Here is a 15,820-nt window from a genome sequence, read left to right on the forward strand (position 1 = left end):
GCCAACACCCTGCCAAGAAAAATACTCGGCTATAAGACACCCGAGGAGTGCTTTAGGGAAGAAATGCTTGCAGCACTTACTGCATAAAGGTTCGCCGGGTGTTCAACTTATTATTGCAATTCGGGGACGGCAAAGAATCATTGATTTTCCTTGCATGACGGCAGACAGCGTGATATAATAGACCGGTAATGGACGTACTGACGTCTGTTTCCAAGTCAAACATGACTGGCTTTACCCCGACGGGGAGCTAGGTCTAAACCAAGCCTGCGCATAGCGGGCTTGTATCAATTCCCAGTTTCTTGGGGGGAAAGCGAGGTGTATAGAATGAAGCAGGGAATCCATCCGGATTACTATGAGGCTACTGTGACCTGCGGCTGCGGCAATACGTTCAAGACGGGGTCCACGCAGAAAGAGCTTCGCGTCGATGTCTGCTCCAAATGCCATCCGTTCTTCACGGGACGTCAGCGCGACGTTCAGGCAGGCGGCCGGATTGAGAAGTTCAACAAGCGTTATGGCAAAAAATAATGCGGCGAGCGGTAAAGCAGAGCAGAGCGATTTGCTCTGCTTTATTTCATATAGAAGGCATTTAGAAGGCAATTCATAATATTGCAGCAGGTGGAAATCCCACATGAGGGGGAAGAACGGTGAGCGAGCGATTAATGGTTGGCGGCCAGGCCGTCATAGAAGGCGTCATGATGCGCGGCCCCGGGCTGACGGCTACGGCGGTGCGCGATCCGCAGGGCGCAATACAGTTGGAAAAAAAGCCGGTGCATTCGATCAGCGACCGGTTTCCTGTTTTGAAAAAACCGATGCTGCGCGGCAGCGTTTCGCTGGTCGAGTCGCTGGTGATCGGGATGCGCTCGCTTTCTTATTCGGCGAAGATGGCCGGAGAGGAAGAGGAGCAGCTTTCGGACCGGGAACTGGCGGGGACGATTGTCTTTGCGCTGGTACTGGCCAGCGTTTTGTTTATCGCGATTCCGACAGGAGCGGCAAAGCTGTTTCATGTCGTGACCGAGGATCCCTTTTTTCTGAATTTGATGGAAGGGTTCCTTCGTCTGGCGATTTTTCTTGCCTATATCTGGGGCATCTCCCGCATGAAGGACATCCGGCGCGTGTTTCAGTATCATGGGGCGGAGCACAAGACGATTCACTGCTACGAGGCCGGGCTGCCGCTGACCGTGGAGAACGTGCAGCGGTTTTCGCGCCTGCATCCGCGCTGCGGGACGAATTTTTTGCTCATCGTCATGCTGGTGTCCATTTTCGTCTTTGCCTTTTTGGGCTGGCCGTCCCTGGCGGAGCGCATTGCGAGCCGTATTTTGCTGCTGCCGGTGGTAGCGGGGATTTCCTATGAGATCATTCGCTTCGCCGGACGCAGTGACAATCGTCTGGTGCAGGCTGCGGTCCGTCCGGGGCTGTGGCTGCAGTATCTGACGACGCGCCCGCCGGAGGATGAGATGGTCGAGGTGGCGATTGAATCATTAAAAGCCGTCCTGCCGGAGGAGGAAATCGTTGCGGGCAGCGGCGAATACCGCAGGACGGCGGAGCAGGCGGACGAAATCGCTGTGCCGTAAAAGGAAACCGCAGAGAGGTGAATGTTTTGCTGGAGAAACTCCAAGCAGTAGAGGATAAATATCTGGAGCTGGAATCGCTCATCAGCGATCCCGCGACGATACAGGACATCGACCGCTGGCAGCACTACAACAAGGAACATGCGGGCCTGTCGCCGATCGTGGAGAAGTTCCGCTTTTACAAAAAGGTTGTGGCGGAGATTCGCGAGGATAAGGCGATGTTCGACGAACCGCTCGACGATGAGATGCGCGGGCTGGTCGAGGCGGAGCTGGCGGAGCTCATGCAGCAGAAGGAAGCGCTCGACCGGGAGCTTCCGATCCTGCTTCTGCCGAAAGATCCGAATGATGATAAGAATGTCATCGTGGAGATACGCGGCGGCGTCGGCGGCGAGGAGGCCGCGCTCTTTGCCGCCGACCTCTTCCGCATGTATTCGCGATATGCCGAAAAGCAGGGCTGGAAGACCGAGCTGATCAGCGCGAATATGACGGAAATCGGCGGCTACAAGGAGATTTCCTTTATGGTGTCGGGCTTTGGCGCATACAGTCGGCTGAAATATGAAAGCGGCACGCACCGGGTTCAGCGCGTGCCGGTGACGGAGTCGGGCGGCCGCATCCATACTTCGGCGGTCACGGTGGCCGTGCTGCCGGAGGCGGAGGAAGTCGAGGTCGATATTGCCCCGAATGATCTGCGCATCGATACATACTGCGCGTCGGGCGCCGGCGGGCAGTATGTAAACCGGACGGAGACCGCAATCCGCATCACGCATCTGCCGACGGGCATCGTCGTGCAGTGCCAGGACGAGAAATCCCAGCTCAAAAACAAGGAAAAGGCGATGAAGGTGCTTCGCGCGCGCATTCTGGACCGGGCGCGTCAGGAGCAGGAGCAGGCGGTAGCCGCTGACCGGCGCAGTCAGGTCGGTTCGGGGGACCGCAGCGAGCGCATCCGCACCTACAACTTCCCGCAGGGACGGGTTACGGATCACCGGATCGGGCTTACCCTGCACCGGATCGACGACATTCTCAACGGGGAGCTGGATGAGCTTTTGAATGCCCTGATCACCGCCGATCAGGCGGAGCGCTTGAAGCAGGTGGAGTAGTGTATGGCAGAAAACAATCCGATATGGACGGTCGGCCGCATATTGAAATGGACCGAAACGTATTTCCGGCAGAAGGGCATCGAATCCCCGCGGCTGGATGCGGAGGTTCTGCTGGCCCATGTGCTGGACCGGCCGCGCATCTATCTTTACGTTCACTTTGACGAGCCGCTGCAGCCGGATGAACTGGCCGCCTATCGCGGGATGATCCGCCGGCGTGCGGACCATGTGCCGGTCGCCTATATTCTGGGCGAAAAGGATTTTATGGGCCTGTCCTTTCATGTCACGTCCGACACATTGGTTCCGCGTCCAGATACGGAGATTCTCGTGCAGGCCGCGCTGGACCGCCTCGGCATGATCCGCGCGAAGAGCCGGACACCGGACGAAGTCCTCCGCTTCGCCGACATCGGCACGGGCTCGGGCGCGGTCTGCCTTTCGGTGCTGAACCATATGGAGCGCACGGAAGCGGACACGGTCGACATCAGCCCTGCGGCGCGCGCAGTGGCCGAGGAGAACGCGGCTTCGTTTGAGCTGGCAGACCGCGTCACCTTTTATACCGGCGATCTGCTGACCCCGCTGCGGGGCAGGCGTTATGCGGCGATTCTGTCCAATCCCCCGTATATCCCCGACGCGGAGATCGCGTCACTGGCGCCCGAGGTCCGTTGCCGGGAGCCGCGGATGGCGCTGGCCGGAGGAGAGGACGGACTGGACTTTTACCGGCGGCTTTGCCGCGAGGCGCCGTCCATGCTTTTGGACGGCGGGTTCCTCGCGGTTGAGGTCGGCGTTCATCAGGCGGAGCATGTCGCGGCGCTGGCCGGGGCTGACCCGCTCATCGTCCGGACCGAGGTGCTCAGGGATTATGCGGGGATTGAGCGCGTCGTCGTCGCCTGGCGGCAGTGACGCGCGGACGCGGGGACCGGGAGCCGGGAGGCAGGGCCGGCCGTACTCTGGGAGGATATTATGCAGACGAAGATAGTGAAAATCGATGATGTGAAGAAGCAGGACGCAGAGCTGCAGCAGGCCGGTGAGATTCTGCGCCGGGGCGGGCTGGTCGCCTTCCCGACGGAAACCGTCTATGGGCTGGGCGCCAACGGGCTGGACGGAGAAGCCTGCGCTGGCATCTATGCGGCGAAAGGGCGCCCCTCGGACAATCCGCTGATTCTTCATGCAGCCGGACGCGATATGGTCGATTCGATTGCCGCGGAGGTTCCGGAGCTTGCCGAGCAGCTCATGGCGGCGTTCTGCCCCGGCCCGATCACATTGATCCTGCGCCGCAGCCGGCTGGTTCCCGACCGCATCACGGGCGGGCTGGATACGGTCGGCGTCCGCATCCCCGAAAACGACATTGCCCGGGCGATGATCCGGGCGGCCGGCGTGCCGGTCGCAGCGCCCTCGGCGAATCTTTCGGGCCGTCCGAGCCCGACGACGGCGCAGGCGACGGCCCGCGATATGGACGGGCGCATCCCCTTGATTCTCGACGGGGGCCCCTGCCGGTTCGGCGTGGAGTCTACCATCGTGGACTGCACGGGCGAGCGGGCGGTCATTCTGCGTCCCGGCGCGGTCACGCGCGAAATGCTGGAAGAGCTGCTGGGCAAAGGACAGGTCGGGCTGGACCCTGCGCTGGTCGGCGCCAAAACCGTGCCAAAAGCGCCGGGCATGAAGTACACGCATTATGCGCCGAAAGCGCCGATGACCTTGATCGAAGGCGAGCCGTCCCGCATGGGACAGGCCTTTGCCTGTGAGATTCAGCGGCTCCGCGCCGAAGGACGCCGCGTCGGCATCGTGGCCAGCCGGGAGGTGCTGCAGGAGCTTGGCGGACTGATCCCCGCAGAGCTTGCGGCAGACTATGGCCATCAGGGCGATCTTCCGGCCATTGCGGCGAATCTTTACGAGGCGCTGCGCAGCTTCGACGACAAGCCCGCGGACGTCCTTCTGGGCGAAGGCACCGTCGGGACGGGACTGGGGCTGGCCATCATGAACCGCCTGCACAAGGCAAGCGGATTCCGCACGATACATGCCTGAGAAATCCTCCGGTGCAGGCAGGATTTCGCGGCCGGACTGTCGTATAATGGTCGTATACACACGTTGAAGCCGGGAAACAGGACATCTCTGCTCCCTGTTTTCCGGCGGATATGCGGATATATGGAAAGGATGAATGGTCATGGCATTATTCTCCCCACTGGCATCGGGCGTACTGCTGGTGCTGGCCGTCGTACTGGGCGTGCTGTCGCTGGTCGCCGCCTCCTACAGCTGGTCGGCGCTCCTCAGCAGCAGGAGCCGGCTCGATAAGATCGACACATTGGAACAGGAGCTGCGCAGGCTTCGTCAGGACGTCAAGGTGCTGCAGTCCAATCTGGCCGGCCTGCAGCTGCAGGCGGCGCCGGCAGCCGGAGAGTCGGAGAAAGAGCGGCCTGTCTGGCAGGATTTTATCGACGATTACAACAGTCTGGCGATCAGCATGAACGTGCCGAAGGCCGAAGAGGCCTGCGAAGCCTTCCTCCGCGCGTATGGACTGAGCCTGCTGGTCTGCGTAAATCCCGCGGCGCAGGAAGACGCAGGGGGGCGAAACGGCCCGAAATTCAGCGAAGTCGATCAGCTGCCGACGAGTACGCTCTGGGCATGGCCCATTCCGGAGCAGGCCGGAGCCTATGCCATAGTGCCCAATCCGCTGATTCCGTACGGCGCAAATCTGCACAACAAAGGCGGCATGAAGGAAACCTTCGCCTCAAATTATGAACAGGGCGAATACCGCAGCATTCAGGTTCGCCTACCGGCTCTGTTCCATCAGCAGGATCATCATTGGAAAATCGAACAGCCCGGCGTCATCCGGCTGAAATGAACAGTTCCTCTGCACCGTAAAAAACGGCGGGGAAAGCTCGCCGCTGAAAAAGCCCCTGAAAACCGACCGAAGTTTTCAGGGGCTCACCTTTATCCGATGCTAAGGGACACTGGGGAAGTTCGCTGCAGTGTTGATCTTGACTTATCCTCAGGGGATGCTATAATAAAGCATAAGAAGAGGACGAACCACAATGATGGTCGCCCAACGCCTTCCAATTCGGGAATTTGGATGGTTCATACCAAGCAAATGGCCTATCAGACGGCAATCTGATGGTCAGCAGAGTTCATGATCTGGCCGCCTCGGCAAGGGCGGCCTTTTTTCATGCTTGCTGCGAACTCTGGTCTGGTATAAACCGAAGAAATTATCCAAGAAACTTAGCTTTTAGCCAAGTATACAAGTCTTTGCCGAATTCCGACCAGAAGCCGGAAAGGATAGGCACTAGAACAAAAGTTCCAATAGCGTACAGCAAAAGCTGATATTTCACGGTATAATAAAGGGTAATGACACATCACCCTTTGGAGCTTTGATAAAGAGTTGGGAAGCTCGACCAGACTTACTTCGACCATCATTGTAAATCATCAATGTGAATACGGGAAATCCGTGTTCATCCTCTGCATGAGTATACCATAAGCATAGTTCAGCGTCAAAGGCAGGTGTGTGAACATAGGCATGGTTACTACGAAAAATGGCGCTGCTTGACAAATTGTTTCAAGCAGCGCCATTTTTTCGTTTTTTATTGCAGTTCCAGCTGGATGAGCAGCGGGTCGTGGTCGCTGACGCGGCCGTGTTCTTCCATGAACGAGGAGTTGACGTGGACGATGTCGAACTGATAGTGTCCCTTGAGCGCATCGCTGACCAGGATGTTATCGAGAATCTGATCATTGCCCTGATAGAAGTACGCGTAGCAGTCGCCCGGATCGTAGCCGTGGATGACGCTGGTCATATTGTTTCCTTCCAGCGTGCGGATGACCGGGGAAAACTCGAAGTCGTTGAAGTCGCCGGTCAGCAGAAGGTTCATCCGGGGGTTCTGCGCCAGCCCCTCGTCGACGAACTTCCGGATATCGGCGGCCAGCTGCAGCCGCTTCTTTTCCGAGCGCAGGACGACCGGCTGATGCTTCCCGTAGAGACTGTCGTCGCCGATTTTAGAGTTCAGATGATTGGCGATCATCATGATGTCTTTTCCCCTGAACGTGAACGCAGCCGCCAGAGATTTGCGCGTGTGGTCAAAGAGAGGATTCTTCGGATCGACGCGCCCCGGATTCAGCGTGAGCTGTCCGTTTTTCCATCCGTTGGCCGCATTGGCGGTTCCAGCCGTGCCGGGCTTGAGCTGGACGCGGTCCGGGCGATAGAAATACGCGACCCGGATATTCGCGCCGGGCTGGCCGCCGTCCTCGTTATCGTTCGGATTGATATTGACGCACTCGTAGCGGGTACCCGAAACCTCCCGGATGGCGTCGATGAGCCGCGCCGCGCTTTTTGACGCGTCCGTGTTCCCGCTGTCAACCGGCCCGTCGTTGTCCTGCAGCTCCAGCACCGTGATGATGTCCGGCAGCTTCAGATCGTTTGCGATGGACTGCGCCAGACGGCGAACCTTGCTGTCGGAGGTGCGGGAAGGATTCGCCGAGAAGTTTTCAATATTGTAGGAAGCCACGAGCAGCTTCTCCGGATCCGGGACGATGGTCGTGGCCTCGGGCTTCAATCCGCCGTCGACGAGCGCGGGAAGCTGATTCATGCGGGTCAGCACCTTATAAATGCCGAAGCCGTAAGAAACGACGCCCGTCACCTCGCCGTCCAGCCGGTCGCCGGCCTTGGTCACGAAGCTCTTGGCATTGGCGTCCTGCAGCGCGAGGCAGATATGTTCCGGGTGCATATCGTCGGCTGTGATCGAAAGGCCGCCGGAGTGATTGAACGGGCCTTCATGCGAAGCGGGGACGACGAAAATCTCCCCGTAGCGCTGGGGGCCGAGAATCTTCGGCTGACGGACCGTGACGCGCATCCCTTCGAGCGATTCCCAGAAATCCAGCGCATCATGATCCGGATTGAACACCGTCATGCCGTCGCTGTCGATGACCTTGCGCGGGATTTTCCGGTCCTGATCGAGAACGACGGGCGCGGGCAGCTCACCCTTGCCGAGCTGGCGCACCTTGCTGGCGCGAATCTCCGTGACCGTCAGATCGGTTTCTTCCTTATTCCGATAGCCCGGCCCGTAATACTCGGTCACTTCGCCGTCCACGGATACCAGATCGCCGACGCCCGCGCTGGTATTCGGCGCATAAACCATGATGCCGTCCGATGTCTCGTCCCGGCCATCGCCGCTGTCCTGAATGAAAAACACACTCTCGCTCTGCCGGAATGTGACGACGCCGCGCACATCCCGGACTTTTTTGCCGGCGTAAGGAGACTGATGCGAGGCGCCCTGAATATCGCCGATATGCAGAACGGTCTGCTGCTGTGCGGCCAGCGCATGCCCCGGACTCCATGGAAGCGGCGCCGTACTCCAAAGCCCCGCGCCGGTCAGCATCATGGCAGCCAGACCTGCCCGCAGCCAGACATGTTTCTTTCGCATAAAAAAACCACCTTTCTGACGAATGCTTATTGTTTTATATCATTTTAGTAGAAAACGCGCAAAACGGACAAGGACACATGACTCTTTTTTTCGCGGCGGAATTCCTTGTTTTGTCGTACTGTCAAAAAAAGGGCAGGAAAGCCCGACAGGACGGGGGCAAAAGCGAAACGATGCGCGCTGCTTTGCCGGGTAAAGTTTTGGTGAAAAAGAGGTAAAACCTGAAAAAAATATGAAATAATGGTAAAGGAACCTGAACTAATCAGGACACATGACCTTTTTTGCCCTGATGAATTATGATAATCTAAGACCTGTAAGCGATAAATCGTCTGAAACTTCGAAACAGATTCAACAATCACGACGAAACACGAAGGCGAACAAGAGCATACCGGGACAGGCTCCTGTCATACGGACAGGGAACAAGGAAACTGCCGCAGCGGCAGGACCTGTCATGGGAACGATTGTTTAAACAAGCAACTATTCACACATCGTTGGATGATGTCGAGGGTTCAGGGAGTTGTTTAGGGGGAATGTGTTTATGATGTTTTTGAGCAAGAAGAAGAGTCTGCTGATCGCTGCGGCCATGAGCGTCTCCTTCCTCGCTGCCCCGCTGACGCCGGGCTATGCGGCGGAACCGGCGGCCCAGACCTACACGCAGAAGGACCTCAACGACGAGATGATTATGGCGGCAGCCTGGATGCAGAACTCGGCCGAGTACCGCGAGCTTTGCTATCAGGCGTACAATGTCGCTCTCGATCAGGTCGTGAAGGCTGTCGCGCATCACAAGAAAGGCGACAAGCCGCTGGCTATCGTCCTCGATGCCGATGAGACGGTCCTCGACAACAGCGCCTTTGAAGCCGGACTGATCGGCACGGGCAACAGCTACAGCAGCAAGACCTGGAAAGAATGGTGCGATGCCGGCGTAGCGCGTGCGATGCCGGGCGCGGCGGAGTATCTGCAGGCTGTCGACAAGCTCGGCGTCGAAATCTTCTACGCGTCGAACCGCAACGTCAAAGATCATCTCGAAGGCTCCATGCGGAACTTCAAGGCCATCGGCTTCCCGCAGGCAGACCGCAAGCACATGATCTTCAAGACGGATACGAGCAACAAGCAGGTCCGCTTCGATCAGGTCATGAAAGACTATGACGTCGTTGTATTCATGGGCGACAACGCCGGCGACCTCCCTATCGGCACGTATCACAAGGGGCAGGAAGAGCGCAACGCGCTCGTCGATCAGCACAAAGCCGAGTTCGGCAAGCGCTTCATCGTATTCCCGAACCCGACCTACGGCGACTGGGAACCGGCTCTGAAGAAAGACGGCAAATTCGGTTCGTACTGGGGCCTCACGAATGAGCAGAAGAGCGAAGTTCGTCAGAAATCCCTGCGCACCTGGCGTCCGGTAAAAACCGCTCAGGACCCGAACACGAAACCGGGCAACGAGCAGAAGTAAGCTCTCCAACAACGCCTTCCCCTTGGGGGGAAGGTGGCCCGGAGGGCCGGAAGAGGGGGACGGCAGAAGCGAAAAGGCTTCACCCCGGAGCATATGATGTGTGAAGAATAGAGAGATAGGAGAAATAATCATGAAGAAATCTGCAAAACTTTCCCTTGCCCTTGCTCTGATGATGGGTACTACGGCCGGCGTAAACATGGTAGCACCGAGTTCCGCTAGCGCAGAGATTTCTGATAAGTTCAAACTGGAAGTCAACGGTGTAACGTCTTATTATCATGATACGGCTCATAACTACTATGGTATGACTCGCACGGATAACACCCGTCAGGGAAAAGGCTGGAATAACTATACGCGTGTTGTCTTCAACTACTATGTAGACAAAGACCTCAGCATGCATGCTCGTTTGCACAGCAACTATGATGCTGCCGGTGATTTTGCGGGCAACACGAATAAGACGGGTGCGTATTTCGACCAGTCCTATCTGCAGTATCATGACAGAAAAAATGATCTGCACTACATCCTTGGTAAAAAGGGTATGACTCTTGGTCAGAGCATGGTCTACAACTCCACGGGTAATCTGACGGGTGCTCAGGTATCCTGGGGTAACTGGTACGATCCGCGTTGCGTACAGCTGACTTATGGTGATACGAATCCTGTAAACACTAATTACAATAAACCAAATAATGGTGGCGGCGGTAACCGCGTTTGGTCTGCACAGTGGACGCAGGCAACTTCTAAAGCTACGCAACTGAATGCAACGTATCTGCGTGGTGAGAAACTCACTGAGAAGGGTATCAAAAATCATAGCAGCTTTATTGATTTTGGTGGCAAAGTTAAAATGCATGGTTGGACGATTGTTGGCGAGTGGGCACGCAATCAGGCTGGCCGCAACATCAACGGAACGAATCTGGTAAAACGTAACCAGGAACGTCAGGCCTGGTATGCAGAAATTTATACGGGTCCTACCAATGACTTTGGTTCTGGCCTGCCAAACCAGAAAGTTGGTACTCATGCCTTTGCTGTTCGCTGGCAGGATCTTGGTGCTGATGGTACTTACGTACATAACAACACGTTCTATGATGATAAAAAAGGTCTGCGTTTAGACTACGGTATGGTTGTCAAAAAGGGCCTTTCCATTGACTTCGTTTATGGTCGTATGAAGGATAAAGGTACGTCCACTTACAACGATAAAAAATATGGCAACTACAAAGGTCAGTACAGCAACATCTTCGTTGTATCTGCCAACTACAAATTCAAATAATCCACAATTATACAATACATCAGCATCAAGATTCGGGGAGCTGTGAGGTTCCCTGAGTTGGTGCTGGGTGAATTGGAGGAACGATTAGAATGAAATTCGGTAAGAAATCGAAACTTTTGATTATCCCGGCTATGCTGGCTTCGTTTGGGACGATTACCGTCGCTCCGATTACGGCGCAGGCATGGACGGATCAGACGCATATGGCGATTGAGCGTGCGGCAGGTCTTTCGAGCTATCAGAATGCCTGCGCACCGGACGTTTCCAAGACAGTATCGGCTATCAATAAGCTCAAGAAAAACGACGGTCAGGGCCACTTCTTCGATGCCAGCAAGCCGCCGACGCGCAAGGATGTCGAGGAGCAGCTGGAACTGATTGGCATGAGCCGCGACGATGCGCCGGACGGCTGGATTCTCGGCGGTATCATCAATGCCGTCCGCAAGTCCAAGGCATGGACGGAGATGGGCCGCTTTGATGATTACAATTACGCCATCCTCGGCCATTACTGCGGCGACCTTTCGATGCCGCTGCATATGTCGGTCTATGACGACTTCAACCGCAAGCATCATCTGAACGTCGACCAGACACTGAACCGTAGCGATGTGAAATGGGATGTCGACGCAGTGCCGCTCATCACGAAAGAGATGACGGTCGACGACAGTGTGAAGTTCGAGAATGAGGATCAGATCATCGACTACATGCTCAAGATCGCGAATGAGTCTTATGATCTGGCGCAGGTCATGCGCAAGGAAAACCGCGAGCTGACGCACGAGGAGGCCATCCAGCGCGTCAACCGCTCGGCGACGTTCTTCCGCGCGCTCATGAAGTACTGCGGCAAGAAGATTAATAATGATGAAGCGGTTCACTATGTGACCGCAGCGAAATAACCGGCGTTTGCCGTTTATTTACCCCCCTTAAAAAAAACCTACATCCCCAGACAAGCCCCGGGACGGCGCTTTGCGCGCCATGCCCGGGGCTTGTTCTTTGCGTGATGATGGGGAGAGGATGTCTTGCCGTCAGGGCAGCAGGCCGCTGAGACGGGGGAGGATGGCTACATGAGGGTAGGACTGAAAGGTTTCGGTTCCGGTCGTTCCGGTGGTGACGGCGGCAAAGTCGACGCCGGCGTTTTGCGCGGCTCCGGCGTCGACGTAGCTGTCGCCGGTGTACAGCGTTTCGCTGGCCGGGACGGCGAACCAGTCGAGCGCCTTTTTGATTCCTTCGGGGTCTGGTTTGTGCGCGGCGACGTCTTCGCTGCCGATGATGCGGTCGACGAGTCCGGCGCTGTCTCCCTGAAAGGTTTCCTCGATGCGGCTGCGCGTTTTGCTGGATATGATGCCGATTTTTGCGCCGTGGGCGCGCAGGGTCTGCAGGGTGCCGACGGTGTCGGGGTAGAAATATGTGCCGGCCGTCATGTAGCGGTCGGCTTCTTTTTTGTAGACCGCAAGAAAGCGGCGGGCCAGCGCGTCGTCGGAGGAATGGATGATGCGCTTGATGGCGTCGAGCATGGGCAGTCCGATCGTCCGGCGAATCTCGTCGTCGCTGCGAGGCGGCAGGCCGGTCTTTTCGAGTGTGATATGGAAGCATTTTAGTATCGCCGCTTCGGAGTTGACGAGGGTATAGTCGAAGTCGAAGAGATAAAGACGGTAGGATTTCATGTGCGGTTCCTTTCTTTCTGGTCGTTTTTTGTCGCTGATTGTTATGATAGCATAGAATCGGCGGGATTTCTATTGAAGAAAGGGCGCGAATCACGTAGAATAAATAAGATAAGAAAGAAAACATTCGGAAAGAAAGCGCGGGGATTTTGGCATGAATTATGTAGTAGTAGATTTGGAGATGAATCCGGTGGACCGGATGTTCCGCGAGGTGCGGCGCAGGATGAATGAGGAAGTGATCGAGTTCGGCGCGGTCCGGCTGGATGCGTCGTTCCGGCAGGAGGCGACGTTTCAGTGCTATGTGGAGCCGGAGTACGGGCCGATCCGGAAGCATATCACGAGTCTGACGGGCATCACGCAGGCCATGGTGGCGGGCAGGGATCATTATGCGGACTGCTTCCGGCGCTTTGTGGACTGGGTAGGCGGTGCGGAGACGCGCATTTATTCTTGGAGCATGTCGGATATCAAGCAGCTCAAGAAGGAATGCCGCTATAAGATGCCGTCGTTTGATGTGGGCTGGCTGGAAGAGCGCTGGGTGGATCTGCAGCAGGAGTTTGACGATCGGCTGGGCCTGCACAACAGTCTGGCGCTCAAGCATGCGCTCGGGGCGATGGATCATCAGTTTGAGGGGACGCAGCATACGGCGCTGGATGATGCGATCAATACGAGTGCGATTCTCGTGCTGATGCAGGATGATGCCAAATTCCGCGCGACGATGCAGCCGGTGCTGGACATCCTGCAGCCGCAGGAGGATTTGTCCAGCTCAATCGGCGATCTCTGTCCCGATCTGTTGAAATGGAAGCAGGAAGAGTGAACAACAATCCTCTTGGAAGAAACAAATTTGTAACATGGGAAAATAATGCTTGCATTGCATCCGATACCGTGTTATGATAGTAGCAATTTCAAAACACATGACGATGAACAGGAAAAGTAGTCATGCCGAGGTCCTTTTCAGAGAGCCGGGGGGCTGTGAGCCGGTGAGGACGGGGATGGTGAAGTTCACCTGGGAGTTGCCCGCTGAGCGGACGGTGGTCCGGTAGGTGGCGCCGGAGCCTTGACCGTTATCCGAAGGAGCCTGTCACGACAGGCATAGAGCGTCCTCCGCCGGGGGACAGTAAGGTGGTACCGCGAGCATAGCCCCGTCCTTTCAGAGGACGGGGCTTTTTGAGTGAGGAGGAAAATATATGCCGAAGACGATGGGGGTCCTGGGGCCGCGGGGGACGCACAGTGAGGCGGCGGCGTCGTATCTGAACGGACGATTGCCGGAGTCCTGCGAGCTGGTCACGGTGCCGGATCTGTTCGACTGCCTGCAGGAGGTGGAGGACGGGGTACTCGATACGGCGCTGGTCCCCGTGGAAAATTCGCTGGAAGGGGCGATCCATATCACGCTGGATATGCTTGCGCGAAGCAAGTCGCTCTGCGTGCTCCGCGAGCTGATTTGGCCGGTGCATAATCAGCTGATGGCGAAGTGCGGCGCGGCGGAGATTCGCCGCATCTATTCGCATCCACAGCCGATTTCCCAGTGCCGGGCGTATATTCAGTCGCATTATCCCCGGGCGGAGATCATCAAGACGAGCAGCACGGCGCGGGCCGCCGAGCTGGTGGCGGCGGAGCCGGCCTCCTCGGGCTGGGCGGCGATCTGCACCGAGCGGGCCGGAGCGCTGACGGGGCTTCGGACCGTCGCGGCGGAGATACAGGACAATATGGCGAACTGCACGCGGTTCTTTCAGGTCAGCCGCCGGGGGTCGGCGGAGCAGGCCCTGCCGAAGGAAAAGGTGCTGATTATCTGTCAGATCAACGGGCGGAAAGCTGGTGCGCTGTACGAGGTACTCAAGGAATTTGCGCAGCGCGGCATCAATCTTACCCGCATCGAGTCCCGTCCGGCCCGCACGGAGCTCGGCGACTATATTTTCTTTTTTGATCTGGAATATACGCCGGACGAGCGGCTCCTGCAGGAGTCCATACAGGCGGTGGCAGAAAAGAGCATCTGGCTGAAAAATCTGGGCGTTTTTCCTGTCTTGACGGTATCTTAACCCCGGTTATCGACGTGAAGCATGGTATTTTTGGTAGTTATAAGGAAGTCGTTATAAGGAAAAGAAAGAGGGAGAAAACATGGTTATTATTATGAATCCGGACGCAACGGCAGAGCATATCAAGGGTGTGATCGAGGCAATCACGAACGCGGGGCTGGAGGCCAAGGTCATGGAGGGAAGCCAGCAGAAGATCGTCGGCGTGATCGGCGACAAGACGAAGCTGGCGTCTGTGCCGGTCGACGCGCTGCCCGGCGTGGAAAAGTCGGTGGCGATTTCCAAGAGCTATAAGCTGGCGAGCCGCGAATTTCATCCGCAGTCCAGCGTCATCGACGTGGCCGGCGTGAAGATCGGCGGCGATGCGCCGGTGATCATGGCCGGGCCATGCGCCGTGGAGTCGAAGGAACAGCTCTTTGAGGCGGCGGACATCGTCAAGGCGGCCGGCGCACAGTTCCTGCGCGGCGGCGCTTACAAGCCGCGCACCTCGCCGTATTCCTTTCAGGGGCTGGAAGAAGAGGGGCTGAAATATCTGGCCGAAGCCAGAGAGCGCACTGGGCTGCGCATCGTCACCGAAGTGACGACGGTCGAAGCGATCGGCCGCGTGGCGGCTTATGCGGATATGCTGCAGGTCGGCGCCCGCAACATGCAGAACTTCGGCCTGCTCAAGGAAGTCGGCAAGTGCGGCAAGCCGGTCCTTCTGAAACGCGGTCTGGCGGCGACCATCGATGAATGGCTCAACGCGGCGGAATATATCATGAACGCGGGCAATCCGGATGTCGTGCTGTGCGAGCGCGGAATCCGCACCTATGAAACGTATACGCGCAATACGCTGGATCTCAGCGCGGTAGCGGCGGTCAAGCATCTTTCGCACTTGCCGATCATCGTCGATCCGAGCCACGGCACAGGCAAATGGCGGATGGTCAAGCCGATGGCCTTTGCGGCCATTGCCGCCGGAGCGGACGGCCTCATGATGGAAGTTCATCCGAATCCGGCCAAGGCCCTGTCCGATGGCCCGCAGTCCCTGACGCCGGAGCACTATCAGGAAATCATGGACGGCATCCGGAAGTTGTCCCGATTCATGAAGCAGGAACGCATCCAGCCCATGGAAGTCTGAGGAAGGGGAAGGTCTTCATCTGCCCCCTCATCCGCCTCACTTCGTTCGGCACCTTCCCCCCAAGGGGAAGGCTTAATGGCCGGTATAGCGAGCCTTCCCCCTCGGGGGAAGGTGGGTGAGCACAGCGAACCCGGAAGAGGGGACGGTGTTTGCCGTTTTATTGCGGAAGAGGGGACATCTTGGCATGAAAAAAAGGCATGGCCGTAAGCGCTGGCTTGCGGTCATGCCTTTTCGGGTTCTGCGTTTGCCCTG

At 57.1% G+C, this 15,820-nt stretch carries 14 protein-coding genes and 1 other annotated feature; of the genes, 12 read left to right on the forward strand and 2 right to left on the reverse strand.

The features are described 5' to 3' along the window. The first annotated feature begins 324 nt into the window (after positions 1–324). From rpmE to FYJ78_RS11870, 6 genes are all read left to right on the forward strand, one after another. Positions 325–525: a 50S ribosomal protein L31 gene (gene rpmE, locus FYJ78_RS11845; RefSeq protein ID WP_154621641.1), complete on the forward strand. Its 201-nt coding sequence runs from the start codon at positions 325–327 to the stop codon at positions 523–525. A 134-nt stretch (positions 526–659) separates the two neighbouring features. Beyond that, the gene (locus tag FYJ78_RS11850; RefSeq protein ID WP_154621642.1) at positions 660–1,571 is read left to right on the forward strand and encodes a DUF1385 domain-containing protein; all 912 of its coding nucleotides are present in this window, start codon (positions 660–662) and stop codon (positions 1,569–1,571) included. A 26-nt stretch (positions 1,572–1,597) separates the two neighbouring features. Beyond that, positions 1,598–2,665 carry a peptide chain release factor 1 gene (gene prfA / locus FYJ78_RS11855; RefSeq protein WP_154621601.1) on the forward strand — a complete coding sequence of 356 codons (1,068 nt, stop codon included), beginning with the start codon at positions 1,598–1,600 and terminating at the stop codon, positions 2,663–2,665. A gap of 3 nt (positions 2,666–2,668) precedes the next feature. Next, positions 2,669–3,562: a peptide chain release factor N(5)-glutamine methyltransferase gene (prmC, locus tag FYJ78_RS11860; RefSeq protein WP_154621602.1), complete on the forward strand. Its 894-nt coding sequence runs from the start codon at positions 2,669–2,671 to the stop codon at positions 3,560–3,562. A gap of 60 nt (positions 3,563–3,622) precedes the next feature. After that, complete coding sequence (locus FYJ78_RS11865) at positions 3,623–4,684, forward strand: L-threonylcarbamoyladenylate synthase (protein ID WP_154621603.1); 1,062 nt, start codon at positions 3,623–3,625, stop codon at positions 4,682–4,684. A 139-nt stretch (positions 4,685–4,823) separates the two neighbouring features. Beyond that, the gene (locus FYJ78_RS11870; protein ID WP_154621604.1) at positions 4,824–5,501 is read left to right on the forward strand and encodes a hypothetical protein; all 678 of its coding nucleotides are present in this window, start codon (positions 4,824–4,826) and stop codon (positions 5,499–5,501) included. 733 nt (positions 5,502–6,234) lie between these two features. Here the strand turns inward: FYJ78_RS11870 and FYJ78_RS11875 are convergent. After that, complete coding sequence (locus FYJ78_RS11875) at positions 6,235–8,067, reverse strand: DUF8508 domain-containing protein (protein WP_154621605.1); 1,833 nt, start codon at positions 8,065–8,067, stop codon at positions 6,235–6,237. 535 nt (positions 8,068–8,602) lie between these two features. Between FYJ78_RS11875 and FYJ78_RS11880 the strand changes: the two genes are divergently transcribed. The 3 genes from FYJ78_RS11880 (at position 8,603) to FYJ78_RS11890 (ending at position 11,659) form a co-directional block, all read left to right on the forward strand. Further along, a complete protein-coding gene (locus FYJ78_RS11880) occupies positions 8,603–9,514 on the forward strand; it encodes a 5'-nucleotidase, lipoprotein e(P4) family (RefSeq protein WP_154621606.1) in 912 nt (303 codons plus the stop codon). A 130-nt stretch (positions 9,515–9,644) separates the two neighbouring features. Further along, positions 9,645–10,775 (forward strand): hypothetical protein, encoded by a 1,131-nt coding sequence (locus FYJ78_RS11885; RefSeq protein WP_154621607.1) that lies wholly within the window; start codon positions 9,645–9,647, stop codon positions 10,773–10,775. A gap of 89 nt (positions 10,776–10,864) precedes the next feature. Further along, complete coding sequence (locus tag FYJ78_RS11890) at positions 10,865–11,659, forward strand: hypothetical protein (RefSeq protein ID WP_154621608.1); 795 nt, start codon at positions 10,865–10,867, stop codon at positions 11,657–11,659. A 129-nt stretch (positions 11,660–11,788) separates the two neighbouring features. On the opposite strand, the gene FYJ78_RS11895 is transcribed toward FYJ78_RS11890, so the two are convergent. Next, entirely contained in the window at positions 11,789–12,427 is a 639-nt protein-coding gene (locus tag FYJ78_RS11895) for an HAD family hydrolase (protein WP_154621609.1), read from the reverse strand. Between the two features lie 151 nt (positions 12,428–12,578). Here FYJ78_RS11895 and FYJ78_RS11900 point away from each other — a divergent pair, with 151 nt between their 5' ends. The 3 genes from FYJ78_RS11900 (at position 12,579) to aroF (ending at position 15,568) form a co-directional block, all read left to right on the forward strand. Then, positions 12,579–13,238, forward strand: coding sequence for a 3'-5' exonuclease (locus tag FYJ78_RS11900; protein ID WP_154621610.1), 660 nt, complete (start codon positions 12,579–12,581; stop codon positions 13,236–13,238). Positions 13,239–13,332: 94 nt separating this feature from the next. Then, positions 13,333–13,574: a binding site (T-box leader), on the forward strand. A 34-nt stretch (positions 13,575–13,608) separates the two neighbouring features. Next, complete coding sequence (pheA, locus tag FYJ78_RS11905) at positions 13,609–14,457, forward strand: prephenate dehydratase (protein ID WP_154621611.1); 849 nt, start codon at positions 13,609–13,611, stop codon at positions 14,455–14,457. 79 nt (positions 14,458–14,536) lie between these two features. After that, positions 14,537–15,568, forward strand: coding sequence for a 3-deoxy-7-phosphoheptulonate synthase (gene aroF / locus FYJ78_RS11910; protein ID WP_154621612.1), 1,032 nt, complete (start codon positions 14,537–14,539; stop codon positions 15,566–15,568). Positions 15,569–15,820 lie beyond the last annotated feature (252 nt).

It is taken from the genome of Wylensekiella montiformis, assembly GCF_009697385.1.
GTDB lineage: Bacteria > Bacillota > Negativicutes > Selenomonadales > Selenomonadaceae > Selenomonas_A > Selenomonas_A montiformis.

What these genes read in the sequence shown, in the direction of transcription:
- aroF (WP_154621612.1), top strand. Translation starts at nt 14,537, where the DNA reads ATGGTTATTATTATGAATCCGGACGCAACGGCAGAGCATATCAAGGGT.
- pheA (WP_154621611.1), top strand. Translation starts at nt 13,609, where the DNA reads ATGCCGAAGACGATGGGGGTCCTGGGGCCGCGGGGGACGCACAGTGAG.
- prmC (WP_154621602.1), top strand. Translation starts at nt 2,669, where the DNA reads ATGGCAGAAAACAATCCGATATGGACGGTCGGCCGCATATTGAAATGG.
- FYJ78_RS11900 (WP_154621610.1), top strand. Translation starts at nt 12,579, where the DNA reads ATGAATTATGTAGTAGTAGATTTGGAGATGAATCCGGTGGACCGGATG.
- FYJ78_RS11890 (WP_154621608.1), top strand. Translation starts at nt 10,865, where the DNA reads ATGAAATTCGGTAAGAAATCGAAACTTTTGATTATCCCGGCTATGCTG.
- FYJ78_RS11865 (WP_154621603.1), top strand. Translation starts at nt 3,623, where the DNA reads ATGCAGACGAAGATAGTGAAAATCGATGATGTGAAGAAGCAGGACGCA.
- FYJ78_RS11875 (WP_154621605.1), bottom strand. Translation starts at nt 8,067, where the DNA reads ATGCGAAAGAAACATGTCTGGCTGCGGGCAGGTCTGGCTGCCATGATG.
- FYJ78_RS11885 (WP_154621607.1), top strand. Translation starts at nt 9,645, where the DNA reads ATGAAGAAATCTGCAAAACTTTCCCTTGCCCTTGCTCTGATGATGGGT.
- FYJ78_RS11880 (WP_154621606.1), top strand. Translation starts at nt 8,603, where the DNA reads ATGATGTTTTTGAGCAAGAAGAAGAGTCTGCTGATCGCTGCGGCCATG.
- FYJ78_RS11895 (WP_154621609.1), bottom strand. Translation starts at nt 12,427, where the DNA reads ATGAAATCCTACCGTCTTTATCTCTTCGACTTCGACTATACCCTCGTC.
- rpmE (WP_154621641.1), top strand. Translation starts at nt 325, where the DNA reads ATGAAGCAGGGAATCCATCCGGATTACTATGAGGCTACTGTGACCTGC.
- FYJ78_RS11870 (WP_154621604.1), top strand. Translation starts at nt 4,824, where the DNA reads ATGGCATTATTCTCCCCACTGGCATCGGGCGTACTGCTGGTGCTGGCC.
- FYJ78_RS11850 (WP_154621642.1), top strand. Translation starts at nt 660, where the DNA reads ATGGTTGGCGGCCAGGCCGTCATAGAAGGCGTCATGATGCGCGGCCCC.